This window comes from Stenotrophomonas sp. 28608_Sma (assembly GCF_056486185.1).
This window is the reverse complement of sequence record NZ_CM151308.1, coordinates 4,090,599-4,117,565: the sequence shown is the minus strand read 5'-3', so window position 1 is coordinate 4,117,565 and position 26,967 is coordinate 4,090,599. Positions and strand designations below refer to the sequence as shown.

The following is a 26,967-nucleotide window of genomic DNA, read 5'->3' as shown; positions in this document are numbered from 1 at the left end:
GCGTGAAGGTGACTGGTTCCCAGCCGCTTCGTGACCGTTTGCAACCGGCGCCTTCGCCTAGAATGGCCCCATGCCGCATACGCCAGACGCTCCACCGCATGCTTTGAAGGCCGACAGCTTCGGCCAGATTCTTCTTGTGAAAGGGCCCGATGGCCCCTTCGTGCGCCGTGATCTGGGCGCCACGCCGCTGTGGCTGCGGCTGCCGGCCTGGTGGCTGGCCCGCCGCGAAGCACGCGCGCTGCGCCACATCCACGGCATGGCCGATGTGCCGCAGCTGCTGGCGTGGGATGGCCGTCACCTCGACCGCAGCTTCATGGCCGGCGATGCCATGTACCAGCGTCCACCACGCGGTGACCTGGCCTGGTTCCGCTCGGCGCGTCGACTGCTGCAGCAGCTGCACCGCAATGGCGTGGCTCACAACGACCTGGCCAAGGAAGCCAACTGGCTGGTCACCGAAGACGGTCGTCCAGCGCTGATCGACTTCCAGCTGGCGGTGATAGGCAACCCGCGCTCGTGCTGGATGCGGCTGCTGGCCCGCGAGGACCTGCGCCACCTGCTCAAGCACAAGCGCATGTATTGCCGCGAGTCGCTCACCCCGGTGGAGAAGCGCGTGCTCAAGCGCACCTCGTGGGTGCGCGAACTGTGGTTCGCTACCGGCAAGCCGGTCTATCGCTTCGTCACCCGCCGCATCCTGCATTGGGAAGACAACGAAGGGCAGGGGCCGAAGCCGTGAGCAGTGCGTCCGTCGTGAGCAGGCCGCCAACTGCCTGCAGCGTGCTGCGTGCGCAGTTGCCCGGTGCCGACTTCGTGCACGCCTGCCAGGCGACGACCTGTCGCGATGGGCGCTCGGCCCTGCAGGCCTATCGCGATATGGCGGCGACCATTCCCGGCTGGTTCGATGGGCTGATGGCACTGCGCAATCGCGGCATGCGCCTGCTCGGCATGAAGCACCTGGGCTCGTTGCGTGCGGTGCAGGATGTTGAGGATCCTCAACCCGGCCAGCGGCTGGGCATCTTCACCCTGCAGTCGCTGGACGACGATGCCATCGTGCTGGAAGACGACGACCGCCATCTTCGCGTACAGCTGGCGCTGCAGTGGCAGGGCGACGTGCTGGAAGTGGCCACTGTGGTGCATACCCATAACGCGTTCGGCCGGGTCTACATGCTGCCGGTTGCGCCGGTACATCGATTGATCGTGCCGCACCTGTTGAAAAAGCAGGTGCGCGCCTATCGGTAGCGCCGGGCCATGCCCGGCGGCATTGAACGTTGCGTCCGCCGGGCATGGCCCGGCGCTACCTGCTTACGGCGTTGCCGGCACCACCTGCTGGCCGATGAAGTTGCGCTTGGCGTCGAAGTCATAGGCGATCTGCAGCTGCCCCACGTCCGGGCAGGCGTGGCAGTCGCGCAGCGGCGTGCGGTACAGCAGGCGGATGCCGCCGTTATCCAATGGCGAAGCGCCGGCCGACTGTGCCGGCGCGAACGGCGTGGCCTGCGGGCTGGCCTTCAGTAGTTCCTGCACGGTCGGGTCGGCACGCAGGGTGTCGTCCAACTGCACGGCATCCACGTCGATGCGCTTGCCGCTGGCATCGACCAGGCGGGTGCCTTCATTGGTGTTGGCGCGGAACGGATACTCGACCGTGGCAATGCCCAGTCCTTCGTTCTCGTGCCAGGCGGTCACATAGGCCAGCTCACCGCCGCTGGACAACTGCTCGGCGGCGGTAACGGCATCGGTACTGGCGCCACCGGCGCGCATCGCATCACGCAGGCAATCGCGGGTCGCAGCATTCTCGCCCTGGCGGCAGGCGTTGAGATCGCCATCCCAGACCACCGCCTCGCTCCAGCGCATCTTGCCGTCGGCGGCGGCCTTCTCCGCGCTGGGCGCGTCACCGGCGGGCGGCTCCTTTCCGGGTTCCGGCGAACGGCCCTGGCAGGCAGTCAGCAGGGCAAGCCCCAGGGCAGGCAGCAACAGGCGGGAACGGCGCATGGCGTGGACCTCGTGCGTTGTCTGGAGGCCCGAGTATCGTCAAGGCCGGGTGAACTCCGCGTCGGCGCGGCATACTAGCGGCTCATTGCATACGCTGGAGTGTGGAACGTGGGCAGTCTGCAGGGCAAAACGCTTTTCATCACCGGTGCCTCGCGCGGCATCGGCCTGGCCATCGCACTGCGCGCTGCGCGCGACGGCGCCAATGTGGCCATTGCGGCCAAGTCGTCGGTGCCGAACCCGAAGCTGCCGGGCACCATCCATACCGCGGCCGAAGCGGTAACGGCGGCTGGCGGCCAGGGCCTGGCCCTGAAGTGCGACATCCGCGAGGAAGAGCAGGTGCAGGCGGCGGTGGCGGCCACGGTCGATACCTTCGGTGGCATCGACATCCTGATCAACAACGCCAGCGCGATCTGGTTGCGCGGCACGCTGGATACGCCGATGAAGCGTTTCGACCTGATGCAGCAGGTCAATTCGCGCGGCAGCTTCCTGTGCGCGCAGGCCTGCCTGCCGTACCTGCAGCAGGCGCCGAACCCGCACATCCTCACCCTGGCGCCGCCGCCGAGCCTGGAGCCGAAGTGGTGGGCACCGCACACCGGCTACACGCTGGCGAAGATGGGCATGAGCTTCGTCACCCTGGGCCTGGCCGCCGAATTCGGTCCGCAGGGCGTGGCGGTGAATGCGCTGTGGCCCCGCACGGTGATCGCCACCGATGCGATCAACATGATTCCGGGCGTGGATGCGGCTGGCTGCCGCACGCCGCAGATCATGGCCGATGCCGCACATGCGGTGCTGGTGCGTGAAGCGGCCGGCTTCCACGGCCAGTTCCTGATCGACGATGAAGTGCTGGCACAGGCCGGTATCACCGATCTTTCCGGATACGCGGTGGATCCGTCGCGGCCGTTGTTGCCGGATCTGTTCCTGGATTGACCGCGCGTCGCTGGAAGAGGCCGAGGGCTGCGACCCTCGGCCTGCTGCGCTAGAATGCGTGGCTGTAATCGTTTTCAACAAGGATGTGAGCACATGTCACGCACTCTTTCCGTCGCGGCGCTGGCCGCTTCGCTGTCGTTGATCCTGACCGCCTGCGGTGGCAAGGCCCCCGCAGCTGCAGGCGGCGCCGCTGCCTCCGGCACGCCGGATGCCAGCGCGGCCCCGTCCGATACACAGCAGCAGTTGACCGCCAAGCTCAACGCCTACATCGGCTGCTTCAACGCGCTGGATTCGAAAACCCACGGCAGCATCCAGTCCTACACGCGCTGGATCAAGGATGTCGACGCTGGCCCGACCGGACGCGAGACGCACGTGTACGGCCCGTTCGAGATCAGCGACTACGACATGAAGCAGTGCGACGCTCCGGTGACCGAGGCGATTGCTGCCAAGCCGGCGCTGGCCGATCTGGATGCCGCTGCAGGCCATTACCAGCAGGCGCTGAAGGCGCTGGTGCCGCTCAGCAAGGACGCGCATGACTACTACGATCGTCAGGACTACGAAGACGACCAGTTCGCCAAGGGCAAGCAGCTGCACGCGCCCTTGATGGCCGCCTTCAAGGATTTCGTGGCTGCCAGCGAAACGTTCAATGCCGAGCTGGAGCGCCAGAACGACGCCGCCCAGCGCGAGCAGCTCAAGGTTCTGGAACAGGCCGAGGGGCGCACGCGCGAGTACTACCGTCTGGCGATGATGCTGGAAGCCAAGGCCATCATGGATCTGATGAGCGAGGATGATTTCGATCAGGCCAAGGCCCGCGAACGCCTGGATGCCTTCAACCGCATTTCCGATGAAGCGCACGCCAAGGTTGCCGACCAGGAACCGGGCAAGTCGGACTGGGAAGGCTTCGAGCGTGGGGCTGAGAATTTCCGGCGCGAAGGCAAGGAGCGGCTGCAGCGCGTCAGCGAGAAAAAGCCTTACACCGATTTCGAACGACGCATGCTTGATTCGCCGTCGATGGCGCCGCGTGGCTCTGCCAGCAAGCTCATGCAGGAATACAACACGCTCGTTTTCCAGAGCAACCGCCAGTGACCGGCGCGTCAGCACCCATGCGAGAGACCATGATGACTTCCTGTCTGCGTATCGTGCCGCTGCTGCTGATCGGCGCTGTGGCTGGCCTGAGCGGCTGCAACAAATCGGCAGGGTTGTCGCTGGCCGACCCCAGCCTGGAGAAGGTGAACGCCTACATCGAGTGCTACAACGGCGTTGAACAACCCATTCACCAGGGTTTCCAGACCTACACCAGCTGGATGAAGGACCCTGAAGCCGGCCCGACCGGCAAGGAAGCGCAACCGCGTTCGCCCGGTAAGGTGCTGTCGCACCGCGTCGAGTACTGCGGCCAGCCACTGACCGACGCGCTGGCGAAAACCCCGGCCCTGCCGATGGATGGCCCCGCGCGTGACTATCAGCAGGCCTTCCAGGCATTGAACACCCTGGTCGAGCGCGCCGATGGTTACTTCACCCGCGAGGATTATCGTCGTGATGGCGGTGAAGGGATGCGCAGCCAGCATGCCCCGCTGATGCAGGCCTATGCTGATTTCTTCAAGGCCAGCGAAGCGATGGATGTGGCGCTGGAAAAGAACGAGAACGATCGCCGTGCCGCGCAGCTGAAGCAGATCGAGGAGAGCGAAGGGCGCTCGCTGGCCTACTATCACCTTCGCCTGCTGGGCGACGGCAAGCTACTGGCCACGGCGTTCCAGGACGACGCACCGGATGTTGCGGCGCTGCGCGTGCAGCTGGCTGACTATCAGGCACTGGTGACGGAAATCCAGAACGGCGGTGTCGGCAAGGACGACCCGATGTGGGGCCACGTGCAGCGTTCGGCGGACAAGCTGGTGCGTACTGCGGGACGTGGCGTCGAGCGCCTGGAGCAGCACAAGCCGATCACCGCCGAAGCGCTGGCGGCAGAGCGGAAGGCGTCGGGCAGTTGGCTCACCACCGACCCGGAAGGAGCGCAGTCAACGATCCTCGCCGCATACAATGATCTGGTGACCACCAGCAACCGCATGCGGTGAGCAACGGCACACGCATCCATGCGTAACCGCCGAGAGGTAGTGCCGGCCGCTGGCCGGCATGTGCCTCAATGGTTGAACGCATCCGGCAGCTTGCCGCCGCACTTGCGGCAGTGCAGTGCATCCGGTTCATGGCCTTCCAGCCCACAGTCCGGGCAGCCGCGCGCATCGCGGCGCGCGGCCTGCTCGGCTTCACGCATGGTGCTGGCCAGTTCGGCGGTATAGATGCCGGTGGGCACGGCGATGATGCTGTAGCCGATCAGGATCAGCACCGAGGTGACGAAGCGGCCGAGCACGGTCTGCGGCACGATGTCGCCGAAACCGACCGTGGCCATGGTCACCACCGCCCAGTACATGCTGGCCGGGATGTTGGTGAAGCCATGTTCGGGGCCCTCGATCACGTACATCAGCGCACCGGCGATGATGGTGATGGTGATGACCGTGAACAGGAACACCAGCACCTTGCGCCGGCTGCGCCACAGTGACGTCATCAATACGCCGCTTTCCTCGATGTAGCGGGTCAGCTTGAGGATGCGGAACACGCGCAGGATGCGCAGCGCACGCACCACCAGCAGGCTCTGCGCGCCGGGGATGAACATCGACAGGTAGGCGGGCAGGATCGACAGCAGGTCGATGATGCCCCAGATGCTCACCGCGTAACGCAGCGGGCGTTTGACCACCGCCAGCCGCAGCAGGTACTCGGCGGTGAAGATGATCGTGAAGCCCCATTCCAGGATGTACAGGCCGGTGGACCATTCGGCATGCAGGTGCTGCACGCTGTCGATCATCACCACCAGGATGCTGGCGATGATCGCCACCACCAAGATCAGGTCGAAATTGCGCGAAGGCCGGGTGTCGTGGCGGTAGATGATGTCGAACCACCGACGGCGCCAGCCGGTCTCGGTGGCGGGGTTCAGCTGGGGGGCGGAGAACGGTCGCATGGGCGCATTGTGCCGCAGGGGTTCCGGCGCGAGAATGGGTGTTCCTGAACCCTGCCGACTGCCATGACCGCCGCTACCGATCCGCTGATCTCCCTGTCGCACTATTACCTGCCGGTCTACAAGCCCCGCCAGGTGGTACTGGAGCGAGGCCAGGGCGCCCGCGTGTGGGACAGCCAGGGCCGTGAGTTCATCGACCTGGCCGCCGGCATCGCCGTGTGCGGCCTGGGCCACAACGACCCGGACCTGGTCGCCGCGCTGGTCGAGCAGGCCGGCAAGCTCTGGCACACCAGCAACGTGTTCTACAGCGCGCCGCCGTTGCACCTGGCCGAGGAGCTGGTGAAGGCCAGCCGCTTCGCCGAGCGCGTGTTCCTGTGCAACTCCGGCGCCGAAGCCAACGAAGTGGCGATCAAGTTGGTCCGCAAGTGGGCCTCCAGCCAGGGTCGCCCGGCCGACAAGCGGGTGATCATCACCTTCCGTGGCAGCTTCCACGGCCGCACCATGGGCGCGGTGACCGCCACCGCCCAGCCGAAGTACCAGGAAGGCTACGAGCCGCTGCCCGGTGGCTTCCGCTACATCGATTTCAACGATGAGGTGCAGCTGGAAACCGCGATGGCCGCCGGCGACGTGGCTGCAGTGATGCTGGAGCCGATCCAGGGCGAGGGCGGCGTGATGCCGGCCAAGTCCGGTTTCCTCAAGCGCGTGCGCGAACTGTGCGACCAGCACAACGCGCTACTGGTGCTGGACGAGATCCAGGCCGGCATGGGCCGCACCGGCACGCTGTTCGCGCACTGGCAGGACGATGTGGTACCGGACATGGTCACCCTGGCCAAGGCGCTCGGCGGTGGCTTCCCGATCGGCGCGATGCTGGCCGGCCCGAAGGTGGCTGAGACCATGCAGTTCGGCGCGCACGGCACCACCTTCGGTGGCAACCCGCTGGCGGCCGCAGTCGCGCGCGTGGCGCTGCGCAAGTTGGCCTCGGCGGAGATCGCCGCCAACGTCAGCCGCCAGTCGAAGGCGCTGCGCGATGGCTTCGCCCGCATCAACGACGAGTTCGGTGTGTTCAGCGACGTGCGTGGCCGTGGCCTGATGCTGGGCGCGGTGCTGAGCAAGGACTTCGCCGGCCAGGCCGGTGCGATCCTCGACCACGCCGCCGAGCAGGGCCTGCTGACCCTGCAGGCCGGCCCGGACGTGCTGCGCTTCGTGCCGTCGCTGAACATCACCGACGAAGAAGTGGCCGAAGGCCTCAAGCGCCTGCGCGCGGCGATTGCCGCGTTCATCGCCGCGCGCTGAATCTGCTGAGGTCGGACCCCTCTCCTGCGGAGAGGGCTCTGACCCCGATCAGCTCACCGCGTAACGCTTCAATACCTTGCCCAATCCCCGGCCATCGCGCACGGTTTCCGCGTGCAGGCCGGCGGCGCGTGCGCCGCGCACGTTGGCGAACAGGTCATCGACGAACAGCGTGCGCGCAGGTGCCACGCCGAGTACCTCAAGCGTGCGCAGGAAGACTTCCGGCGCCGGTTTGCGCAGGCCGAAATCGGCGCTGCAGAACACGCGGTCCTGCAGGGCAGGGAACAGTTCCGGTAGCAGGTTGGGCAAGGCCTGTTGCATCAGCGCGCCGTTGTTGGTCAGCACTGCCATCGGCAACTGCAGGGCCTGCAGCCGCTGCAACACGGCAGCCTGCGGATGGCTGGCGGCCCGCCGCGCCGCGGTCCAAGCAGTCACATCGACCGTCGTGCCTAGAAGCTCTCCCAGCTGCGCCAGATAGGCCGGGCCATCCAGCGTGCCATTGTCATGTGCCGCTTCCAGCCCGCTGTCGTACAGCGCGGCCTGCACGGTTTCCGGCACGACATCCAGCGCCTGCGCAAGGTGCAGTACGCGCTGCGCGCGCTGGTACTGCACCAGCACGCCATCCACGTCCAGCAGCAACAGGTCGATCCGCATTGGTCGAGCATGCCATTGCAGTGAACACGCGGGAAACCCTGGAGCAGCCATGCGACAGACGGTCGCAGACGCGGCCGCAGGGGCCTGCCTAGAATGGCGCTTGAATCCGCAGGAGACGCAACGATGAAGGCTTGGATGGTGGCAGTGGGACTGGGCGCGCTGATGCTGGCGCCGTCGGCGATGGCGCGGGTGTGTGCGGTGAGCATCGACAGCACCGACCAGATGAGCTTCAGCAGCCGCGAGATCAAGGTGGCCGCTGATTGCACCGCCGTGGATCTGACCCTGCGCCACACCGGCAAGCTGGCCGCTACCGCGATGGGCCATAACTGGGTGCTGACCCGCAGCGCGGATTACCAGCCGGTGGCGATGGCCGGCATGCGCATGACCCTGGCCGACAGCTACCTGCCGAAGGCCGACAAGCGCGTGCTGGCGCACACCAAGGTGATCGGCGGTGGCGAGACCACGCGCGTGCGCTTCTCTACCCAGGGCCTGCAGAAGGGTGGGGATTACACCTTCTTCTGCTCGTTCCCCGGCCACTTCGCGATGATGAAGGGCAAGTTCGTCTTCGGTTGATGCCCTGTGTAGAGTCGAGCCATGCTCGACTGCTCTGTGCCAACCAAGGTTGGCATCTACCAGATGCGGCAGTGCCAACCGAGGTTGGCACCTACCAGAGCGGGCTCAGCCCTTGGCGGCCTTGAACGCCACGCGTGCAGCGGCGAGGGTGGCCTCGATCACCGCGTCATCGTGAGCGCTGGACAGGAAGCCGGCCTCGTACGCCGACGGTGCCAGGAACACGCCCTGGTCCAGCATCGCGTGGAAGAAGCGGTTGAACGCCGGGATGTCACAGGCAGTGGCCTGCGCATAGGTCTCCACTTTTTCACTGGTGAAGAACAGCCCGAACATCGCGCCCACGCAGGTGGTGGTCACGACCACGCCGGCGTCGGCGGCGGCCGCTTCCAGGCCGGCACACAGGCGCGCGGTGCGCTCGGCCAGGTCGGCGTGGAAACCCGGCTGCTGGATCAGTTCCAGCATCGCCAGGCCGGCGGCCATCGCCACCGGATTGCCGCTCAGCGTGCCGGCCTGGTAGATCGGGCCGGCCGGTGCGATCTGCTGCATCAGCTCGCGGCGACCACCGTAAGCACCCACCGGCATGCCACCGCCGATGATCTTGCCGAAAGTGGTCAGGTCCGGGGTGATGCCGTAATGCGCCTGCGCACCGCCGAGGGCAACACGGAAGCCGGTCATCACCTCGTCGAAGATCAGCAGCGCGCCATGCTTCGTGCACAGTTCGCGCAGGTGCTGCAGGTAGCCTTCGCGTGGCGGAATGCAGTTGGCGTTGCCGACCACCGGTTCGATGATCAGGCCGGCGATGTCGTCACCCTGCTGTTCGAACAGAGCAGTAGCCGCTTCGAAGTCGTTGTAGGGCAGGGTCAGGGTCAGTTCGCTGAGGCCGGCCGGCACGCCGGGGGAGGTCGGCACGCCCAGCGTCAGCATGCCGCTGCCGGCCTTGACCAGGAACGAGTCGCCGTGGCCGTGGTAGCAGCCTTCGAACTTGACGATGCGGTTGCGGCCGGTGGCGCCACGCGCCAGGCGGATCGCCGACAGCGTGGCCTCGGTGCCGGAGTTGACCATGCGCACCATCTCGCACGATGGCACCAGGCGGGTGATGGTCTCGGCCATGGTGACTTCGGCCGCGCACGGCGCACCGAAGGACAGGCCATTGTCGATCGCCTTCTTCACCGCCTGGCGCACGGCCGGGTGGTTGTGGCCGACGATCATCGGGCCCCAGGAACCGACGTAGTCGATGTAGCGGTTGCCATCGACGTCGTACAGGTAGGCGCCATCGGCGCGTTCAACGAAGAACGGCTCGCCGCCGACCGACTTGAACGCACGTACCGGCGAATTGACGCCGCCCGGCAGCAGCTGCTGGGCACGGGAGAACAGGGCGTGGGACTGGTCGTGGTTCATGCGGATTTCCTGGGCATTACGCGAACTGGGCGAGGTAGGCGCGCTGGGTCGCGACCGGGTCCGATGCGGCATAGATACCGCTGACCACGGCCACCAGATCGGCGCCGGCGTCGATGATGGGACCGACATTGTCCGGCGTCAGGCCGCCGATCGCCACCCGCGGCACGCCGAGTGCGGCGCTTTGCCGCAGCAGGTCGGTGTGGGCGCGGCTGCTGGTGACCTTGGTGGTGGTCGGGAAGAAGGCGCCGAAGGCCACATAGCTGGCGCCGGCCGCCACGGCCTTCTCGGCATTGGCCAGCTGGTCGTAGCAGGAGGCGCCGATGATGGCCTCGGCACCGAGCAGCGCGCGCGCGCTGGGGATGTCCCCGTCGGTGCCGCCCAGATGCACGCCGGCGGCGCCCACGGCCTTGGCCAGCACCGGATCGTCGTTGACGATCAGCGGCACGCCGTGGGCGGCGCACAGGCCTTGCAGGGCCGTCGCCTGTTCCTGCCGCAGGGCATCGCTGGCGGTCTTGTGGCGGTACTGCAGCCAGGTGGCACCAGCGGCCAGCAGCGGCGCGGTGCGGGCCAGCAGGCGTGCGGTATCGGGCTCGTCCGGGGTGATCAGGTAGACGCCGCGGGGCGCCGGGGAAGCAGAAGTCATCGATGGCTACCGGTGAGTGGACCGCGATGGGACAATGGCGGCCCGTGAATCCAGCCCTGATTATCTGATGAGCGATGCCACCCCCACCACCTTGCGTACCTGGATGTGCGTGGTCTGCGGCTTTCTTTACAGCGAAGCGGAAGGCTTGCCGGAAGAAGGCATCGCGCCGGGGACGCGCTGGGAAGACATTCCCGAGACCTGGACCTGCCCGGATTGCGGCGTGACCAAGGCCGATTTCGAGATGGTCGAGGTCGATTGATGGCGGGGCCTGCAGGCCCTTCTGTGGGTGCGGACCGTTGGTCCGCACACCGGACACCCTCAATGCAGCCGCGGCACTGGCCCGCCGAGGTCGATCAGCTTCTCGCGCAGCCACTGCGCATCGCTGGCTTCCGGGTTGCGCTTCAGATACTGCCCCAGGTCGTGGCGGGCACCGGCCAGATACTCCAGCTGCAGGTAGGCCAGGCCACGGTCACGCAGCGCGTCGTCCTGCTCCGGGGCCAGCTTCAGCAGGCGGTCGGCACTGCGTGCGGCACGGTCCCATTCGCCCGCTTCGGCATACACACCGTGCAGGTTGCGCAGCATCCGCATCAGGATCGCGCGCGCAGGGGCCGGGTCGAGGATCTGCGCCAGCACCTGGTCGTCGGGCATCTGCCCGCCCAGGTGTGACTTGGCCCGCTCGCGCAGTTCGTCCACGTCCAGCGGGCGGCCGCCATTGAACGGGTCCATCACCAGCACACCGTCGTCCACCGGCAGGCGCACCAGGAAGTGGCCGGGGAAGGACACGCCGTCGAGCGGGATTCCCAGCCGGCGCGCGACTTCCATCTGCACCAGTGCCAGCGAGATCGGGTTGCCCAGGCGGCGCTCGAATACCTGGTTGAGGTAGCTGTTGCGCGGGTCGTAATACTCGTCGTGGTCGCCGCTGTAGCCCAGCTCGTCGAACAGGTGGCGGTTGATCGCCGCCATCTTCAGCGGGCTGTTGTCGATGCTGTCCACTTCCGAGCGGAGGTGGTCGACGTGGCTCTGGATCAGCGCGTCGTAGGTGGACGGCTGTAGATCGGGGTATTCATCGCGCGCGATCAGCAGCGCGGTCGGCAACAGTGGCAGCGCCTCGTCTTCGAGGTCGGCCAGTGCATCCCAGTCGGGGAGTGAGATCTGGTCCTGCATGACCACAGACTGGCGGCAATTGCAGGCGGTTTCAAGCGGTGTCGCGTGAAAAATCCGGGGGTCAGATCCCTTTCGCGTGCGAAAGGGATCTGACCCCTGCAGGGTTGCCGGCCAGCGGCCGGCACTACCGCGGGCAGAACCCTGTTACTCGATGCCTGGGCCGAATTTCAGCTCCGTGCCGTCCTTCAGCTTGAGCTTCTCGGCCTGACCGGCGTTGAGCTCCAGCACATAGCGCGCCGGTCCACCGCTGGGGTAGGGCGGGCACATGTCGCCGGCCGAGCACGGCGGCACATCGCGCTGCTGGCTGACCAGCTTGCGCTGGCTGTCGAAGTACAGGATGTCCAGCGCAAGCTTGGTGTTCTTCATCCAGTACGCCTGCATTTCCTCGCGGTCGTGGATGAACAGCATGCCGTGATCGGCGGCCATCTGGTCGCGGAACATCAACCCGCGCGCGCGGGTTTCATCGTTGGTGGCCAGCTCCACCTGGTAGCGGGCGCCATCCAGCTCGACCCAATGGCTGGCCGCGTCGGTAGCACAGCCGGCCAGGGCCAGCAGCGGAAGCATCAGCAGCGAACGCAACAGCGACATCGTCAGGATCCTTCGGAAGGGTCAGAGCACGACCGGCGGCTCGCCGCCGACGATCACCACATCGGCGCGACGGCGCGCGAACAGGCCGACGCAGACCACGCCCGGCAGCTGGTTGAGCTCGCGCTCCAGCTTTTCCGGATCGGTGATCTGCAGGTTGTGGATGTCCAGGATCTGGTTGCCGTTGTCGGTGACCACGCCTTCGCGCCAGGTCGGCTGGCCGCCGGTCATGTCGCGGATCTGGCGGGCGACCAGGCTGCGCGCCATCGGGATCACTTCCACCGGCAGCGGGAACTTGCCCAGCACCGGCACCTGCTTGCTCGGGTCGACGATGCAGATGAAGCGCTCGCTGGCCTCGGCGATGATCTTCTCGCGGGTCAGTGCGGCGCCGCCGCCCTTGATCAGGCACTTGTTGGCATCGCACTCATCGGCGCCGTCCACGTACAGCGACAGGTTGCCGCTGTGGTTCAGCTCGATCACCTCGATGCCGTGCTGCTTCAGGCGCGCGGTGCTCTGTTCGGAGCTGGACACGGCGCCCTTGATACGGTGCTGGATGCGGGCCAGGGCATCGATGAAATAGGCCACGGTGGAACCGGTGCCGACACCGACGATCATGCCGTCTTCAACGTACTCGATGGCTTTCTCGGCGGCCAGGCGCTTGGCTTCGGACATGGGAGAACTCTCAGGCAGGGAATCAGGATTTCTTTTCCAGCGACAGCAGCAGCTTCCACTGCGCGGCGGTCACCGGGAACACCGACAGGCGGTTGCCCTTGGCAACCAGCGGGAAGCCCTCGCCGAGTTCTTCGGCGTGCAGCTTGATCTCGTCCAGCGCGATCACCTGCTTGAGCTTGCGGTCGAAGGCCACGTCCACCAGCATCCAGCGCGGGTTCTCGCGCGTGCTCTTGGGGTCGTGGTAGTCGGATTTCGGGTCGAACTGGGTGTCGTCCGGATAGGCCGGGCTGGCCACCGTGGCCAGGCCGACGATGCCGGGCACCTTGGTATTGGAGTGGTAGAACAGGATGCCGTCGCCCACCTGCATGCCATCGCGCATGAAATTGCGCGCCTGGTAGTTGCGCACCCCGTTCCAGGGTTCGACCTTGACCTTGGCCAGGTCATCGATGGAGAAGGCGTCCGGTTCGGACTTCATCAGCCAGTAGCGCTTGCGGGCGGTCATGCGTTCACGGGGGCAGCGGAGGGGAACAGGGGGCCGTCTTCGGTGCAGATCGCATCCACCGGCACGTCCCACGACGCCACCGGCAAGGACTCGACCTGCTGCACCGCGAACGCAGCACCGACCAGCCAGGGCGGCGCCGGCCGGTCGTGGCGGAAGGCGAAGCTGCGATCATACCAGCCGCCCCCCATGCCCAGCCGCCGGCACTGTGTGTCGAAACCCACCAGCGGGGTCACTACCAGCGCCATCTGCGCCGGTTCCAGGGTGTCTTCCACCGCCACGTCCGGCTCGGGAATGCCATAGCGGTTGCTGGTCAGCGGCTGCCCGGGGCGCCACGGTGCGAAGCGCAGCACGTCACCCGCCAGTACCGGCAGGCAGTAGGTCAGTGTGTCGGGTAGCTGCAACTGCCAGCGGTGCAGGGCAATTTCGCCATCCAGCGCCCAGTAGCCGGCCACGGCGCCTTCGCGCGGGGCGAACGGCAGGGCCAGCAGGGCATCGGCAAGCGATTCGGCGGCGGCGATGCGCTCAGCGGCGGAAAGGTCGCGGCGGCGTTGCCGCAGGTCGTGGCGCAGGGCCTGGCGCGGGTCGGTCATGGCAGCGTGCGGCAAGGATCAGCCGTCATTGTGCCGGAAAGAACAAGGGCGACGCCCGAAGACGCCGCCCTTGCTGGAATATTGCATTCTCCGCAATGTCGATGCATGCGAAACGACCTTGAACCCGGGGGCTCAAGTGGGAACGCTGGAGAACCATCGGGCTTCCCGCTACAAGGCGGACCTGCACTCCCGGCGCTGTCGCGCTCCCGGTGTCGTTCTTAAGGGACAAGGCGAATGTTTGCACATGCCGTCGAGTACCGCAGAGAACGCGTGGCCATTATAGCCAGCACGCAGGATCTGGATAGGCCGTTCGTCGGCAACAGTCCGTGCCAATTCAGATATGAGAAAAGGGGACGGAGGGGATTAAGACGTTTCCGGCACGGAAGGGGCGAATGCGCCTTGATTCCCTCCGTCCCCTCTTCTACGGGGTGCCGTCGATCGCGCGGTCCAGGCGCCGGTTCAGGTCGGCCAGCGTCTGCTGCAGGGCGACTGCCTGGCGGGCGTTCTCGTCGCGCAGCAGTTGCAGTTCATGGGCCAGGTTCAACGCCGCCAGCACGGCGACGCGGTCGACCGCGGCCATGCGGTTGCTGCCGCGGATTTCGCGCATGCGCGCATCGAGCAGGCGCGCGGCCGCCATCAGGCTGTCGCGTTCATCGCCGCCGACACCCACGGTGTATTCACGATCGAGGATGCGGACACTGACCGGTTCGGCGCTCATGTGTGCTGCTCCAGGGATTTGAGCCGGCTGATCATTGCTTCCACCCGCGAGCGTGCCTGCTCGTTCTTGGCCAGCAGCGTGGAACGCTCGGCCACCAGCTGTTCCTGCTGGTGGCGCAGGCTGCGGTTCTCCTCGGCCAGGCGCTGGTTGCGTTCAAGCAACGCTTCCACGCGGGCAGCGAAGTCCTGCAGCTGGGCAAGGGGATCGGCGGGTTCCATACGGGCACGATAGGCAAGCCGGGTAAGGGCGGTCAAGCGTTGTCGCAGCAAGGCCTGACGGTCGCAGAGAGGATGCCGTCGGGTTGCTACACTACGGGGTCTCACGGGCGCGCGCGTGCGCGCCCGGGTTTCCTTTCCGAACGAGCCGCACGATGACCGAACTTCCCTCCGTCGACGACGTTACCCGCGCCAGCCAGGAGCTGGGCCTGGGCGCCACCGCTGCCGAGCTGCACGGCGCACTGTGCGGCTGGCTGGCCGCCGGTGGTGCCCCCGGCAATGATTGGCCGGCGCGTGTGCTGGCCGACGACAACCTGCCGCCGGTGGCCGCCGACAGCGTGCTGGGGCAGCTGCTGCAGGTCACCATCAAGCAACTGGAAGACCGCGATTTCGCCTTCGAACTGCTGCTGACCGATGGCGACGACGTGTCCGCGCAGGCTGATGCCATGTTCAGCTGGACCCGTTCCTTCCTGGGCGGCTTCGGCCTGGGCAGCGGCGGCCGCCGCCCGACCCTGTCCGAAGAGGGCGAAGAAGCGCTGACCGACATGGCCAGCCTGGCGCGTGCCTCCAGCGAGGATTTCGAGGCCGGTGGCGATGACGATGACGAAGCCCTGTCCGAGATCGAGGAATTCATCCGCGTGGCGGTGTTGCTGCTGCACGGTGACGTGGTGCTGGCCTCGCGCCATCGGCAGCGCCTGAACTGATGGACATCAAGCAGCGCACCGGCATCGCGGCCGGCGAATACAAGCGTCGGCGCCGCCAGCTGATGGACATGGCCGGCGAGGATGCGATCCTGGTGCTTCCCGCCGCCGCCGAGAAGGTGCGCAGCCTCGATACCCATTACCCGTTCCGGCAGGATTCGGACTTCCAGTACCTGAGCGGCTTCCCGGAGCCGGAAGCGGTGCTGGTGTTGATCCCGGGCCGCCGCCACGGCGAGGCCATCCTGTTCTGCCGCGAGCGCGATGCCGAGCGCGAGGCCTGGGACGGCAGCCGTGCCGGCCAGGAAGGTGCGGTGGCGCAGTACGGCATGGACGATGCGTACCCGATCGACGATCTGGACGACATCCTGCCGGGCCTGCTGGAAGGGCGTTCGCGCGTCTATTACCACTTCGGCCGCGACGCCGATTTCGACCTGAAGCTGATCGGCTGGGTCAACCGCGTGCGTTCGCAGGTGCGCCACGGTGCGCAGCCGCCGCATGAGTTCCTGGAGCTGGGCCACCTGCTGCATGAGCAGCGCCTGTTCAAGTCCGGCGCCGAAGTGGCGCTGATGCACCACGCCGCGCAGATCAGTGTACGTGCGCATCTGGCAGCAATGAAGGCGGCCAGGGCAGGCATCCACGAGTACGAACTGCAGGCGGAGCTGGAACGCGTGTTCCGCGCCAACGACGCGGTGCCGGCCTATTGCAGCATCGTCGGTGCAGGTCGCAACGGCTGCATCCTGCACTACCGCGACAACAACGCACGTTCGCGCGATGGTGAGCTGGTGCTGATCGACGCCGGTGCCGAATACCGCGGCTATGCCAGCGACATCACCCGCACGTTCCCGGTGAACGGCCGCTTCAGCGCCGAGCAGCGCGCGCTGCACGACCTGGTCGGTGACGCGCAGGCCGCGGCACTGGCCCAGGCCAAGCCGGGCGTGGCCTACGAGATGGGTCACCTGGCGGCGGTGCAGACCCTGACCGAAGGCCTGCTGCGGCTGGGCCTGCTGAAGGGCACGCTGGAAAAGAACCTGTCCGAGGGCCTGTACCAGCGTTTCTACCGGCACAAGACCGGGCACTGGATCGGCATGGACGTACACGACGTGGGTGACTATCGCCTGGCCGGCGATTCGCGCCTGCTGGAGCCGGGCATGGCATTCACCATTGAGCCGGGGCTGTACATCGGTGTGGACGATACGACGGTGGAGCCGCGCTGGCGCGGTATCGGCATCCGTACCGAGGATGACGTGCTGATCACCGATGACGGGCATCGCGTGCTGACCGAAGGCCTGGCGCGCAGTGCCGACGAGATCGAAGCGGTGATGGCGGGGTAAAGGGTTTCGGCAGGGCTTGCAGCCCTGCACCTGCTGCAATCAACGGCAACGTCAAAAACCGAAGCGGCATTCCGTGGGAGGGCGGGGCACTGTGGGTTTGCGGGGACGCCGCAAGTACGTCCCTGTAGGCTTGGTCGCCGCATCCATGCGGCTCACACCCCGCAAACCCACAGTGCCCCGCCTTTGACAGGTTCAGGCGGCTGTTGGTGGGTGCCGACCGTTGGTCGGCACATCTGTCAGATATCGAATGAATCCTCCACGCATGGCGTGGATCTACTGGCGACTGCGGCCGTTGGAACGCGCGGCTGTTGGTAGGTGTCGACCTTGGTCGACACAGAGCGAGCGCAGCGAGCGACCCGCTTCTGCTTTTCTTTTTCTTTTCCGTGGTTGAACGCGGCAGGAAACTGTCAGAGGTGGGGCGGGTGGGCCATGCAGGGGCGTTGGCGCCATGGATGGCGCCATCGAGCTTACAGGGACGTACTTGCAGCGTCCCCTGCATGGCCCACCCGCCCCGCCAAACCCATGAACCGCTTTCCGCGACCAACCACGAGGGGCTCAGCCGTTCGCCGCCGCAAACTCCGGCCGCGTCAGGTTGTCCGCCTCGCCCTCAGTGCACAGCACTTCGTCTTCGATGCGGATGCCGCCATACGGACGGAAGAAGTCCACGCGGTCCCAGTTGATCGCATCGCCATGGCCGGCATCCTTCACTTCATTCAACAGCATGTCGATGAAGTACAGGCCCGGTTCGATGGTCACCACCATGCCCGGTTCCAGCACGCGGGTCAGGCGCAGGTACGGGTGGCCCGCCGGGCGCTCGATGCGGCCACCCTCGTCGCTGGCCGCGAAACCGGCCACGTCGTGCACCTGCAGGCCGATCAGGTGACCGATGCCATGCGGGAAGAACGCGGCGCTGACGCCGGTTTCCACTGCGGTCTGCGGCGAGACCTTGATCACGCCGAAGTCCTTCAGCACGCCCATCAGCGAAAGATGTGCGTCCACGTGCAGCTGCTTGTAGTCGAAGCCCGGGCGCACCGCTGCGCACATCTGCTGCTGGGCAGCGTCGACGGCGGCGATCATCGCGGCGAACTCGTCGTGGCCCTGCGCGGCGTAGGTGCGGGTGATGTCGCTGGCGTAGCCGTGCGCGCTGGCACCAGCATCGATCAGGAAGCTGCGCAGCGGCTGCGGCGCCTTGCGGCCCAGCTCGGTGTAATGCAGCACAGCGGCGTGTTCGTTCAACGCCACGATGTTGCCGTAGGGCAGCTCGTTGGCATCCTGGCCGACGGCCTGGCAGTACGCCATGTGGATGCTGAACTCGTCGGCGCCGTTGCGGAACGCGGCTTCGGCGGCACGGTGGCCGCGCACGCCCAGCACCTGCGCCTGGCGCATCAGCGCGATTTCATACGGCGTCTTGCTGCCGCGGTGCCATTCCAGGTAGTTCACCACCGGTGCCGGGTTGTTCGGCACGTAGTTGCCCAGCGTGCTCTGCGGCTCGCCGAGGATCGCGCAGCGCGACGGGTCGGCCGGCAGCAGGGCCAGCGCCTCTTCGGGCTTGCGGATGATGTGGATGTCGAAGTGCTCCACCCACCAGCCGCTGGGGGCGTCCGGTACCACGTGCCAGTAATCGAACGGCTGGTGGAAGATCACCGCCGGGCGCTTGCCGGGGGTGAACACGATCCAGCTGTTGGGCACGCGGGTCAACGGCAACCAGGCCTTGAACTGCGGATTCACCGCATACGGGTAGTCGCGATCGTCGAACACCTGGTAGTGCAGGGTGCCGCTGGGCACCACCAGGTGATCGAAGCCGCCGCGGGCCAGCGCCTGTTCGGCGCGTCGGCACAGCACGGCCAGGTGGTCGGAATACAGGGCGCCGGGGTCTTGCTGGATCATTGCGGTGGCTCGACACGGAAAACGGCCCTAGATTCTGCCGCATACCGCGAAAAACCGCTGTGCCGGAACCGGCACTCAGGCCGTCGAAACCGGTCCCTCGTCGCTGTCCTCGCCCACCCACTGGCGCAGCAGCTGCCGATGTTCGCGCGACAGGGTCAGGAATCGGAAGCCGGTCCAGCTCTGGCCGGGTGCATGTGCGGGCTCGCTCCACAGCAGGTGCACGCCCACATCGATGGCCTGCTGGCGGCCATCACCCAGTGGCAACGGGAAGCGCAGCTGGTACAACGCATCCTCGCGCAGCGGCACGCTGGCGAGCATCAGCATGCCGGTTTCGGAGACATTGCCGAGGCGTCCGACCACGCACTCGCGCATCTGGTCGGTGACCGGCACCAGGTCCGAGACCTGGCGGCGCGGCGCGCGGCGGGTGTCCTGCGGCGGTACGGCTTTCATGCGGGGGTCTCCTGTGCGCGGCCCGTGGCCAGTGCGCGCAGCGCACCAAGGCTGGCTTCCCAGGCACGGTCGACCAGCCGGCCCTTGTCTTCGGTGACCAGTTGCGCGCGCCCGGCACTGATCTGCCGTGCCAGCGTATCCAGGTCGGTATCGGTGATCTTCTGCCCGCGTGGATTGACGAACAGGGCGTGGCCGGTCAGCAGGCTGTACCAGGACAGGCGCTGCCGGCGCAGCGTGCCATCACCGGTATCGATGTCGAACCAGCTGCCGAACGGCAGCGTGGACAGCTGCTGGTAGGCGGCCTCTTCGGCGCTGCTGCGCGGTGCGAGCGGGGCATTGCCGCCGCCGCTGGCGGCATGTTCGCCCAACCGTGCACGCGCCTTCAGGCGGGCACTGAGTTCGGTACGCGAGGTGCTTTCATCCTCGCCGCCGGGCGTGGCCAGCCTGCGCGCGACGGCGGCGGCTTCCTCGGCGTGGTAGCCGACCTGCAGCAGTGCGGCCTCCACGTCCGCTGCCAACGCGGTATCGGTGCCGCCGGGGGCGTCGATGGCCTGTGCGGTGATGGCAGCGATGCGCTCGGTCTGTTGCAGGCGTTCCTGCCACTGTGGCGAATCATCGCCATGGCGCAGGCGGGTGAGGGTCAGTGCATCGGCCCAGGCCTGGCGCAACAGGGTCTGCACGAAGCGCGGTGGCGACTGCGTGTCGCAGCACTGGTCGATCTGTGCGGTGGCCTGGCGGCGGGCCAGTTCCAATCGTTCCTTGCCGCGCGCGGCTTCCACGTGGCGGCGCTCGGCCAGTTCGGCACGATGGGCCGCCGCGCGCTGGTGCTGCTGCACGTCTTCGTTGGCAGCGGCGAAGGCTTCCGGCGCGCGTGCATCCTGGCCGAGCAGGTCCTGCACGCTCTGCGCCATGCGCTGCAGCAGCTGCGGGTCGACATCGTCGTCGCCCAGCCAGTTGGCGCCGACTTCGGCAATCTGGTTGAGGAGCTCGCGCGCGGGATGTTCGTCGCGTACGAAGAAGCCCGGATCGGCCATTGCCGCACGTGCCAGGGGCACCTGCAGGCGGGCCAGCAGGGCGGCCGGCACCGGATCGGGACGCTGCTGCTGTTGCACCTGCTGCATCAGCATGCGCAGCAGGTCCAGGTTGTCCCGATCGTGACTGCCCAGCTGGGCCTGCGCACCATGCTCGCTGCGCAGCTGCGCGACCACGGCGGCCTGCAGGTCGGCCACGCCGGTTGCCGCGCTGGACTGAGCCTGCAGACGCGCGAGTACCGCGTCGACTGCCGCACTGGGCACTGCGCCGCTGTCCGCCGGGGCAGGGTTGGCGTGCCGGGCCTGCTGCAGCAGCTCATGCAAAGCACTGCCGGTGGATGTGGTCACGCCCGGCGTGGCGGGGCCGGCTGCGCCACCCTCGTGGAAGGCGTCCTGTACCAGGCTGGACCAGGAGCCGGCCGGTGCCGAACCGTTCCAGCCGGTCAGTGGGGCCGCGCTGCGCTTGGCCGGCTGCGTGGTGCGGCCGCCACCCACCGACTGGGTGATGATCCGCCGCGTGCTCGACGAGCGTGCCAGGTAGGGGGTGTAGACCAGCCCCGGCAGTACGCCGGACTGGGCCAGCAGGGCATTGGCACGGTCAAGGATATCGCCCAGCCGTTCCAGCACCTGTCGTTCGAAACTGCGATACAGCGCCAGCTGTACCTCGACGCTCAGCGCGTCCTGTTCGGCAATCCGGCGCACCATCGCGCACAGTGCCTGCGGCGCCAGCGGCAGGGTGTCGGCCTCGAAGGCCGGCGCCGCCGCCAGTACCCCCAGGCGTTGGCCCAGCAGGTTCAGTGTGTTGGTTGAACGCAGGGTCTCGCGCCGCACCATCTCGGTCAGCAGCAGGTCGCGATCCACTTCGTGCTCATCAACCAGCGACAGCCCGAGCATGCCCGGCAGTGCTGGAGGCGTAGCACTGGTGCTGACACCGCTACCCGGTTCGCGCAACCGTGCGAGGGCGTCGGCAACGGCATCAAGCATGCGGTCGGCGAAGTGGCCGGCGAAGGCGTGCAGCTGTCCACGCTGGGCCATCAGTTCGGCCTGCTGCTGCGGATTGCGTGCGCGATCGGCGTCGTGCAGCAGGGTCTGCTCCAGCGCTTCGACAGTCAGGATCAGGGGCGCGGCCAGCGTCTGCCGGCACAGGCCGATCAGCGCGCCCAGCAGCTCACGTACCCGCGGTGGCAGGTCGCTGGCGGCCAGGCGGTTCTTGTCGGCAGGAGTGATGGAAAAGACAGCTGACATCGGCAGGCGGTATCCGGATTCCCGCGGATCGATCTGGTGAATCTACCGTGTCGGCCGCTGTCGGCGCTACTTTAGGGCGAATGTGCATCCCATTCGCCAGGCATGGCCCGACCGATGAACGGTAGTGCCGGCCGCTGGCCGGCAATCCGCGCCGATCGAGCTGCCGGCCAGCGGCCGGCACTACCCCCTGTCAGGCGAGGATCACTCCTCCAGGAACAGGCTCACCACATCGTTGGTGAAACGGCGGCCCAGTTCGGTCGGCTGCACATGGCCATCGGTCACGTCCAGCCAGCCGCGCTGCACGGCCTCGGCCAACGGTGCATCCAGCACGCTGCGCGACAGCCCGGTACGCGACTCGAAATCGCGCAGGCCGAAGCCTTCGTGCAGGCGCAGCAGATTCAGCATGTACTCGAAGGGCAGACGCTCAGGCGCGATCACATCGTCACCCCCGAACGAGGCCGGGGTGCCCGCACTGTCCAGATAAGCCTGCGGATGCTTCAGCTTCCAGCGTCGCAGCACGTGTTCCTCGGCGCCCGAGCTGATCTTGCCGTGCGCGCCGGCACCGATGCCCAGGTAATCGCCGAAGCGCCAGTAGTTCAGGTTGTGCGCGCTCTGCCGGCCAGGGCGTGCGTAGGCGCTCACCTCGTACTGGCCGAAACCGGCCTGCGCCAGCAGCGCCTGGCAGTGTTCCTGCATGTCCCAGGCGTTGTCTTCATCGGGAATGCCCTGCGGCGGCCGCGCGAAGAACACCGTGTTCGGTTCCAGGGTCAGCTGGTAGTGCGAGATGTGTGCCGGCTGCAGCGCGAACGCGCGTTCCAGATCAGCCTCGGCACCGGCCAGGGTCTGTTCCGGCAGCGCGTACATCAGGTCGATGTTGAAGTTGTCGTAACCCGCGTCCTGCGCCATCTTCACCGCGCGCTCGGCTTCGCCACTGTCGTGGATGCGGCCCAGGCGCTTGAGCATCGCATCGTCGAAACTCTGGATACCGAAGCTGAGGCGGTTCACGCCGGCCGCGCGATAGCGGTCGAAGCGGCCATGCTCGGCGGTGCCCGGGTTGGTTTCCAGGGTGATTTCGGCATTGGGCGCGAAACGCAGGCGTGCGCTGGCCTGTTGCAGGAAACGGTCGATTGCTTCCGGCGGGAACAGGCTGGGCGTGCCGCCACCGAAGAACACGCTGTGCACCACCCGGCCCCAGACCAGCGGCAGGTCCTGGTCGAGGTCGCGCAGCAGCGCATCGATGTAGGCATCGAACGGCAGCTCGCCCTTGGCCTGGTGCGAATTGAAATCGCAGTACGGGCATTTGCGCACGCACCACGGCAGGTGCACGTACAGCGACAGCGGGGGTGGCACCAGTCGTACCGAAGTGTCGTGGTCCGCCGAACAGGCTTCGCCGGGCAGGTGGTTGCAGTGGTCGTGGGCGTGCGGCATGGGCTTCTTCGGTAGTGCCGGCCGCTGGCCGGCTTCCCTGGTTTGATCGGGTGGCGTCAGTACAGCGTCGCCAACTGCTGCTTGAGCTGTTGCAGGGCGAGGGCACGGTGGCTGATGGCGTTCTTCAGTGCCGGCTCCATCTCCGCAGCGGTCAGGCCGTGGGTGGTGTCAAGGAACACCGGGTTGTAGCCGAATCCATTCGTGCCGCGCAGTTCACGGATGATCTGGCCCTCCCAGCGACCTTCGCAGATCAGCGGCTGCGGATCGGTGGCGTGGCGCAGCAGCACGATCACCGCATAGAAGCGGGCACCGCGCTGGCCATCGGGAACGTCGGCCATCGCGTCCAGCAGCTTGGCGTTGTTGGCCGCGGCATTGGTCGGGTGGCCGGCATAGCGCGCGCTGTACAGGCCGGGTGCGCCGCCGAGGGCATCGACGATCAGGCCGGAATCATCGGCCAGCGCCGGCAGGCCGGTCGCTTCGCAGGCCGCGCGCGCCTTCAGCAGCGCGTTCTCGACGAAGGTCAGGCCGGTTTCTTCCACGTCGCCCAGGCCCAGCTCGGCGGCCGAGGTGATCTGCAGCGGCAGGTCGGCGAGGATCTCCTGCATCTCCACCAGTTTGCCGGCGTTGTGGCTGGCCAGTACCAGTTTCTTCATTGACGGGGCTCCAGCAGGTCCCAGGTGTTGCCATACAGATCGCGGAACACCGCGACCGTTGCATAGGGTTCTTCGCGCGGTGCTTCCAGGAACTCGACCCCGGCGGCCAGCATCGCCACGTGGTCGCGGTGGAAGTCGTCGGTGTTGAGGAAGAAGGCGACGCGGCCACCGGTCTGGTTGCCGATGCGGCTGCGCTGTTCCTCGTCGCTGGCGCGGGCCAGCAGCAGGGCGGCAGCGCTGCCGTCGGTCGGCCCCACAACCACCCAGCGCTTGTGGCCCTGGTCGATGTCCTCCAGCAGTGCGAAGCCGAGCTTGCCGGTGTACCAGGCAATGGCTTCGTCGTAGTCGGCCACCACCAGGGTGGTCAGGGCGATGCGCCGGTTCATGCCGACAGCGCTGCCTGCTGTGCGGCCAGCAGTTCGGCCACGCCCTTCTCGGCCAGGCCCAGCAGCGCGTCCAGTTCATCGCGGCGGAAGGCATGGCCTTCGGCGGTGCCCTGCAGCTCGATGAAGCCACCGCCGTCGTTCATCACCACGTTCATGTCGGTGTCGCAGTCGCTGTCTTCGGCGTAGTCCAGGTCCAGCACCGGGGTGCCGCGGTAGACGCCGACCGACACCGCTGCCACCGCGCCCAGGATCGGGTTGCGCTTGATGTCGCCGCGCTTCATCAGCACATTCACCGCATCGACCAGGGCCACGTAGGCGCCGGTGATGGCGGCGGTGCGGGTGCCGCCGTCGGCCTGCAGCACGTCGCAGTCGAGGGTGATGGTGCGTTCGCCCAGCGCGTTGCGGTCCACGCAGGCACGCAGGCTGCGGCCGATCAGGCGCTGGATCTCCAGCGTGCGGCCGCCCTGCTTGCCACGGGCCGCTTCGCGGTCGCTGCGGGTGTGGGTAGCGCGCGGCAGCATGCCGTATTCGGCGGTCACCCAGCCTTCGCCCTTGCCGCGCAGGAAGCCCGGCACGCGGTTCTCGACGCTGGCGGTGCACAGCACACGGGTTTCACCGAAGCACACCAGCACCGAACCTTCGGCGTGGCGGGTGAAGCCGCGTTGGATGACGACCGGGCGGAGCTGGTCGGGCTGGCGGCCGCTGGGGCGGGAATCGGACATGGTGCGGGTTCCGTAATGGCGAGGGAGTACGCCGCCACGCCCGCGGCCTTCACGGGGCGGGCAAGGGGGCTCTGGTGAGGACGCTAGGGTACCATTCCCCCTTTGCACGCACCGGACACAATCCATGATTCGAAGCATGACCGCCTATGCCGGCGGCGAGCGGGTCACCCCGTGGGGCACGCTGGGCTGCGAGCTGCGCTCGGTCAACCACCGCTTCCTGGAGGTCGGCACCCGCCTGCCCGAGGAACTGCGGGCGCTCGAGCCGCAGCTGCGCGAGCGTATCGCCGCGCGCCTGAGCCGCGGCAAGCTGGATCTGGTGATGCGCCTGCGCGCGCCGGAAGCGGCCGCCAACCTGCAGGTGGACGAGGCCCTGCTGGGCCAGCTGGGCCGCCTGGCGCACCGCCTGACCTCCGATTTCCCCAATCTGCAGGTCAGCTTCACCGATCTGCTGCAGCTGCCGGGCGTCACCCGTGGCGAGGCCACCGATGCCGCCGCCCTGCAGGTCGAGGCACTGGCCCTGCTGGATCAGGTGCTGGATGGCTTCGTCGAGGCCCGTGAGCGCGAAGGCGGCAAGTTGTCCGCGGCCATCAGCGAGCGCGTGGACGGCATCGAACGCATCGCTACCGAAGTGCGCACCTTGATTCCGGCCATTCGCGACGGCCAGCGCGCCAAGCTGGCCGCCCGCCTGGCTGACCTGCCGCACCCGGTCGACCCCGGTCGCGCCGAGCAGGAACTGGTGCTGTGGCTGCAGAAGCTGGACGTGGATGAAGAGCTGGACCGCCTCGGCAGCCACATGGTCGAGATCCGCCGCGTGCTCAAGCAGCGCGAGCCGGTCGGCCGCCGCCTCGACTTCCTGCTGCAGGAGTTCAACCGCGAAGCCAACACGCTGGGCTCGAAGTCGGTGGACAGCCGCACGTCCAATGCCGCGGTGGAGCTGAAGGTGCTGATCGACCAGATCCGCGAACAGGTGCAGAACATCGAGTGATGTTCTGCGCAATCGCCTGGGAGGATCACAGTCCTTCCAGGTAGTCCGCAGCTATCGCGACGCAGTGGTCGAAGTCTGGCGTGTAGTCCAGCGTGTCGATGGCCTTGAACGCAATCTTCAATGTCGGATGGGGATTGCGGATCTGATCAAGAAACGTTGATCGATGGCGGACCAGCGCGTGCGCGGCGGCCGCCAGCGCGTCCGGCTCGCGTTCGATGACCAGCGCAAGATCGAACAGGTCTCGGGCGGTTGTTCGATGCCCGCGATGGAACATTTTCTTGGCGATGATTTCCGCCGACGTTTCCACCCGTATGCGCTGACCATCGATCGTCCACTCCTCCCAGGCATCATCGAGAAGATTGGGGGCCGCGACGAAATCCACCTCGCCTTCCTCGAACTGCAGCTTGACCCATGCGCTGGGATCTTCGCTGTAGTCGCCGGTAAGGCTCGCGGCCACATCGCTCAAGCGGGGAGTGACGAAGCCCAGGTACTGGGGGTTCGGCACGAAGATGTCGATGTCCTTGCTGAGCCGGTGCCGATGTCGAAACATCAGTACCGTTCCGCCACCCAACGTCCAGAACGGATCGGTGATGCCGCCGTGACGCCGGATCTCCCCGATGAGGACAAGCGCCCGGGGTAGCAGCGCCTGCCAGGCGCCGGCCGGCAATTCGCGGTTCACATCCACAGGTCCTTGCGGTGAGCAGAAAGTGTGTTGGCCATCTTCGCCACGTTGCGCCAGATGCGTCGTGGTGGCATCTGCGCGCCGATTGCAGCTTCCTCGACCGCCATCACCATCATGGCGGGAGGGGCTTCATCCAGCAGGTGCGCCATCTGCGCCGCGTAGGTGGCAGGAACCTCCCCGCTGACCAGTACGCGGGCCAGCTCGCCCGCAGTCAATTCGCTTGCGTAGCTCACGTTCGCGGTTCGCGCGGCCATTTTCAGGCCTTGCTTGCGCAGCCGGTTTTCGGTGGTGGGTGCCGGAACATCCAGACCGAGCACGGCCATCAGCTGTCCCACGCGATTGACGCCCAGATCACTAAGGGTGCCCCCTTCCAGGCCGACCACGGTCTGCCGGGAAAGGCCGCTGAGATGAGCCAGTTGGCCTTGCGACAGGCCAAGCTGCTCACGGCGGGTACGAACCGCCTTGCCGATGTCGATCAGGTTCATGGCTTAAGTGTCCAATATTTTGGACATTATTCAAGTGCCCGGAAGTGGCACGTTGGCAAACCTTCA

Annotated in this window: 32 protein-coding genes and 1 other RNA gene; 11 read left to right on the top strand and 22 right to left on the bottom strand. The window is 66.9% G+C overall.

Annotated elements, in window-relative coordinates; all coding sequences use genetic code 11:
• The first annotated feature begins 70 nt into the window (after positions 1-70).
• Positions 71-733 carry a serine/threonine-protein kinase gene (locus ACZLHH_RS19500; RefSeq protein ID WP_478478729.1) on the top strand — a complete coding sequence of 221 codons (663 nt, stop codon included), beginning with the start codon at positions 71-73 and terminating at the stop codon, positions 731-733.
• A gap of 14 nt (positions 734-747) precedes the next feature.
• The gene (locus ACZLHH_RS19495) at positions 748-1,236 is read left to right on the top strand and encodes a DUF2867 domain-containing protein (protein ID WP_429000433.1); all 489 of its coding nucleotides are present in this window, start codon (positions 748-750) and stop codon (positions 1,234-1,236) included.
• Between the two features lie 63 nt (positions 1,237-1,299).
• Here ACZLHH_RS19495 and ACZLHH_RS19490 read toward each other — a convergent pair whose 3' ends face one another.
• Entirely contained in the window at positions 1,300-1,983 is a 684-nt protein-coding gene (locus ACZLHH_RS19490) for a hypothetical protein (protein WP_107431535.1), read from the bottom strand.
• 108 nt (positions 1,984-2,091) lie between these two features.
• On the opposite strand from ACZLHH_RS19490, the gene ACZLHH_RS19485 reads away from it, so the two are divergent.
• The 3 genes from ACZLHH_RS19485 (at position 2,092) to ACZLHH_RS19475 (ending at position 4,979) form a co-directional block, all read left to right on the top strand.
• Entirely contained in the window at positions 2,092-2,910 is an 819-nt protein-coding gene (locus tag ACZLHH_RS19485) for an SDR family oxidoreductase (protein ID WP_032128377.1), read from the top strand.
• A 93-nt stretch (positions 2,911-3,003) separates the two neighbouring features.
• Positions 3,004-3,996 carry a YiiG family protein gene (locus tag ACZLHH_RS19480; RefSeq protein ID WP_107431536.1) on the top strand — a complete coding sequence of 331 codons (993 nt, stop codon included), beginning with the start codon at positions 3,004-3,006 and terminating at the stop codon, positions 3,994-3,996.
• A 32-nt stretch (positions 3,997-4,028) separates the two neighbouring features.
• Positions 4,029-4,979 (top strand): YiiG family protein, encoded by a 951-nt coding sequence (locus ACZLHH_RS19475; RefSeq protein ID WP_107431551.1) that lies wholly within the window; start codon positions 4,029-4,031, stop codon positions 4,977-4,979.
• 65 nt (positions 4,980-5,044) lie between these two features.
• Here the strand turns inward: ACZLHH_RS19475 and ACZLHH_RS19470 are convergent, their stop codons facing one another.
• On the bottom strand, positions 5,045-5,917 hold the full coding sequence (locus ACZLHH_RS19470; RefSeq protein ID WP_032128376.1) for an ion transporter: 873 nt from the start codon (positions 5,915-5,917) through the stop codon (positions 5,045-5,047).
• A gap of 63 nt (positions 5,918-5,980) precedes the next feature.
• Between ACZLHH_RS19470 and ACZLHH_RS19465 the strand changes: the two genes are divergently transcribed.
• Entirely contained in the window at positions 5,981-7,207 is a 1,227-nt protein-coding gene (locus tag ACZLHH_RS19465; protein WP_107431537.1) for an acetylornithine transaminase, read from the top strand.
• 48 nt (positions 7,208-7,255) lie between these two features.
• On the opposite strand, the gene ACZLHH_RS19460 is transcribed toward ACZLHH_RS19465, so the two are convergent.
• The gene (locus ACZLHH_RS19460; protein ID WP_132810732.1) at positions 7,256-7,858 is read right to left on the bottom strand and encodes an HAD-IA family hydrolase; all 603 of its coding nucleotides are present in this window, start codon (positions 7,856-7,858) and stop codon (positions 7,256-7,258) included.
• A gap of 123 nt (positions 7,859-7,981) precedes the next feature.
• On the opposite strand from ACZLHH_RS19460, the gene azu reads away from it, so the two are divergent.
• Positions 7,982-8,431 carry an azurin gene (gene azu / locus ACZLHH_RS19455; protein WP_006389875.1) on the top strand — a complete coding sequence of 150 codons (450 nt, stop codon included), beginning with the start codon at positions 7,982-7,984 and terminating at the stop codon, positions 8,429-8,431.
• Positions 8,432-8,536: 105 nt separating this feature from the next.
• On the opposite strand, the gene hemL is transcribed toward azu, so the two are convergent.
• Together hemL and thiE are read right to left on the bottom strand one after the other, a co-directional pair.
• Positions 8,537-9,826 (bottom strand): glutamate-1-semialdehyde 2,1-aminomutase, encoded by a 1,290-nt coding sequence (hemL, locus tag ACZLHH_RS19450; RefSeq protein WP_107431539.1) that lies wholly within the window; start codon positions 9,824-9,826, stop codon positions 8,537-8,539.
• A 16-nt stretch (positions 9,827-9,842) separates the two neighbouring features.
• The gene (gene thiE, locus ACZLHH_RS19445; RefSeq protein WP_049460853.1) at positions 9,843-10,469 is read right to left on the bottom strand and encodes a thiamine phosphate synthase; all 627 of its coding nucleotides are present in this window, start codon (positions 10,467-10,469) and stop codon (positions 9,843-9,845) included.
• Between the two features lie 34 nt (positions 10,470-10,503).
• Between thiE and ACZLHH_RS19440 the strand changes: the two genes are divergently transcribed.
• Positions 10,504-10,728: a rubredoxin gene (locus tag ACZLHH_RS19440; protein WP_081352290.1), complete on the top strand. Its 225-nt coding sequence runs from the start codon at positions 10,504-10,506 to the stop codon at positions 10,726-10,728.
• Between the two features lie 59 nt (positions 10,729-10,787).
• Here the strand turns inward: ACZLHH_RS19440 and ACZLHH_RS19435 are convergent, their stop codons facing one another.
• From ACZLHH_RS19435 to ACZLHH_RS19400, 8 genes are all read right to left on the bottom strand, one after another.
• Entirely contained in the window at positions 10,788-11,633 is an 846-nt protein-coding gene (locus tag ACZLHH_RS19435) for a SirB1 family protein (RefSeq protein ID WP_049400716.1), read from the bottom strand.
• A 144-nt stretch (positions 11,634-11,777) separates the two neighbouring features.
• A complete protein-coding gene (locus ACZLHH_RS19430) occupies positions 11,778-12,221 on the bottom strand; it encodes a DUF192 domain-containing protein (RefSeq protein WP_180844156.1) in 444 nt (147 codons plus the stop codon).
• 21 nt (positions 12,222-12,242) lie between these two features.
• The gene (rpiA, locus tag ACZLHH_RS19425) at positions 12,243-12,890 is read right to left on the bottom strand and encodes a ribose-5-phosphate isomerase RpiA (RefSeq protein ID WP_006389802.1); all 648 of its coding nucleotides are present in this window, start codon (positions 12,888-12,890) and stop codon (positions 12,243-12,245) included.
• Between the two features lie 22 nt (positions 12,891-12,912).
• Entirely contained in the window at positions 12,913-13,392 is a 480-nt protein-coding gene (locus ACZLHH_RS19420; RefSeq protein WP_032128370.1) for an EVE domain-containing protein, read from the bottom strand.
• Positions 13,389-13,982 (bottom strand): 5-formyltetrahydrofolate cyclo-ligase, encoded by a 594-nt coding sequence (locus ACZLHH_RS19415; protein ID WP_071228184.1) that lies wholly within the window; start codon positions 13,980-13,982, stop codon positions 13,389-13,391. The genes ACZLHH_RS19420 and ACZLHH_RS19415 overlap by 4 nt, the downstream gene beginning before the upstream one ends.
• An 83-nt stretch (positions 13,983-14,065) precedes the next feature.
• Positions 14,066-14,251: non-coding RNA, 6S RNA (gene ssrS, locus ACZLHH_RS19410), on the bottom strand.
• A gap of 152 nt (positions 14,252-14,403) precedes the next feature.
• Positions 14,404-14,700, bottom strand: a complete 297-nt coding sequence (locus tag ACZLHH_RS19405; protein WP_005410899.1) for a cell division protein ZapA — start codon at positions 14,698-14,700, stop codon at positions 14,404-14,406.
• On the bottom strand, positions 14,697-14,918 hold the full coding sequence (locus ACZLHH_RS19400; protein ID WP_005410898.1) for a TIGR02449 family protein: 222 nt from the start codon (positions 14,916-14,918) through the stop codon (positions 14,697-14,699). Before ACZLHH_RS19400 ends, ACZLHH_RS19405 begins: the two co-directional genes overlap by 4 nt.
• A 152-nt stretch (positions 14,919-15,070) precedes the next feature.
• Here ACZLHH_RS19400 and ACZLHH_RS19395 point away from each other — a divergent pair, with 152 nt between their 5' ends.
• Both ACZLHH_RS19395 and ACZLHH_RS19390 read left to right on the top strand, forming a co-directional pair.
• Positions 15,071-15,619, top strand: a complete 549-nt coding sequence (locus ACZLHH_RS19395) for a YecA/YgfB family protein (protein WP_032128368.1) — start codon at positions 15,071-15,073, stop codon at positions 15,617-15,619.
• 5 nt (positions 15,620-15,624) lie between these two features.
• Entirely contained in the window at positions 15,625-16,947 is a 1,323-nt protein-coding gene (locus tag ACZLHH_RS19390; RefSeq protein ID WP_132811155.1) for an aminopeptidase P N-terminal domain-containing protein, read from the top strand.
• Between the two features lie 555 nt (positions 16,948-17,502).
• On the opposite strand, the gene pepQ is transcribed toward ACZLHH_RS19390, so the two are convergent.
• From pepQ to rph, 7 genes are all read right to left on the bottom strand, one after another.
• The gene (gene pepQ, locus ACZLHH_RS19385) at positions 17,503-18,834 is read right to left on the bottom strand and encodes a Xaa-Pro dipeptidase (RefSeq protein WP_132810728.1); all 1,332 of its coding nucleotides are present in this window, start codon (positions 18,832-18,834) and stop codon (positions 17,503-17,505) included.
• Between the two features lie 75 nt (positions 18,835-18,909).
• Entirely contained in the window at positions 18,910-19,284 is a 375-nt protein-coding gene (locus ACZLHH_RS19380; RefSeq protein WP_049400720.1) for a PilZ domain-containing protein, read from the bottom strand.
• A complete protein-coding gene (locus ACZLHH_RS19375) occupies positions 19,281-21,560 on the bottom strand; it encodes a DUF1631 family protein (RefSeq protein WP_180844157.1) in 2,280 nt (759 codons plus the stop codon). The genes ACZLHH_RS19380 and ACZLHH_RS19375 overlap by 4 nt, the downstream gene beginning before the upstream one ends.
• 201 nt (positions 21,561-21,761) lie before the next feature.
• Positions 21,762-22,988 (bottom strand): radical SAM family heme chaperone HemW, encoded by a 1,227-nt coding sequence (gene hemW, locus ACZLHH_RS19370; RefSeq protein ID WP_049461727.1) that lies wholly within the window; start codon positions 22,986-22,988, stop codon positions 21,762-21,764.
• Positions 22,989-23,044: 56 nt separating this feature from the next.
• Positions 23,045-23,641, bottom strand: a complete 597-nt coding sequence (rdgB, locus tag ACZLHH_RS19365) for an RdgB/HAM1 family non-canonical purine NTP pyrophosphatase (protein ID WP_180844158.1) — start codon at positions 23,639-23,641, stop codon at positions 23,045-23,047.
• The gene (locus ACZLHH_RS19360) at positions 23,638-24,027 is read right to left on the bottom strand and encodes a VOC family protein (RefSeq protein ID WP_180844159.1); all 390 of its coding nucleotides are present in this window, start codon (positions 24,025-24,027) and stop codon (positions 23,638-23,640) included. The genes rdgB and ACZLHH_RS19360 overlap by 4 nt, the downstream gene beginning before the upstream one ends.
• Complete coding sequence (gene rph / locus ACZLHH_RS19355; RefSeq protein WP_049426699.1) at positions 24,024-24,749, bottom strand: ribonuclease PH; 726 nt, start codon at positions 24,747-24,749, stop codon at positions 24,024-24,026. The genes ACZLHH_RS19360 and rph overlap by 4 nt, the downstream gene beginning before the upstream one ends.
• A gap of 124 nt (positions 24,750-24,873) precedes the next feature.
• Between rph and ACZLHH_RS19350 the strand changes: the two genes are divergently transcribed.
• Positions 24,874-25,734 (top strand): YicC/YloC family endoribonuclease, encoded by an 861-nt coding sequence (locus ACZLHH_RS19350; protein WP_180844160.1) that lies wholly within the window; start codon positions 24,874-24,876, stop codon positions 25,732-25,734.
• 25 nt (positions 25,735-25,759) lie between these two features.
• On the opposite strand, the gene ACZLHH_RS19345 is transcribed toward ACZLHH_RS19350, so the two are convergent.
• Positions 25,760-26,413, bottom strand: coding sequence for a nucleotidyl transferase AbiEii/AbiGii toxin family protein (locus ACZLHH_RS19345; RefSeq protein WP_180844161.1), 654 nt, complete (start codon positions 26,411-26,413; stop codon positions 25,760-25,762).
• Positions 26,410-26,901, bottom strand: a complete 492-nt coding sequence (locus tag ACZLHH_RS19340) for a helix-turn-helix domain-containing protein (RefSeq protein WP_024956756.1) — start codon at positions 26,899-26,901, stop codon at positions 26,410-26,412. The genes ACZLHH_RS19345 and ACZLHH_RS19340 overlap by 4 nt, the downstream gene beginning before the upstream one ends.
• Positions 26,902-26,967: the final 66 nt, after the last annotated feature.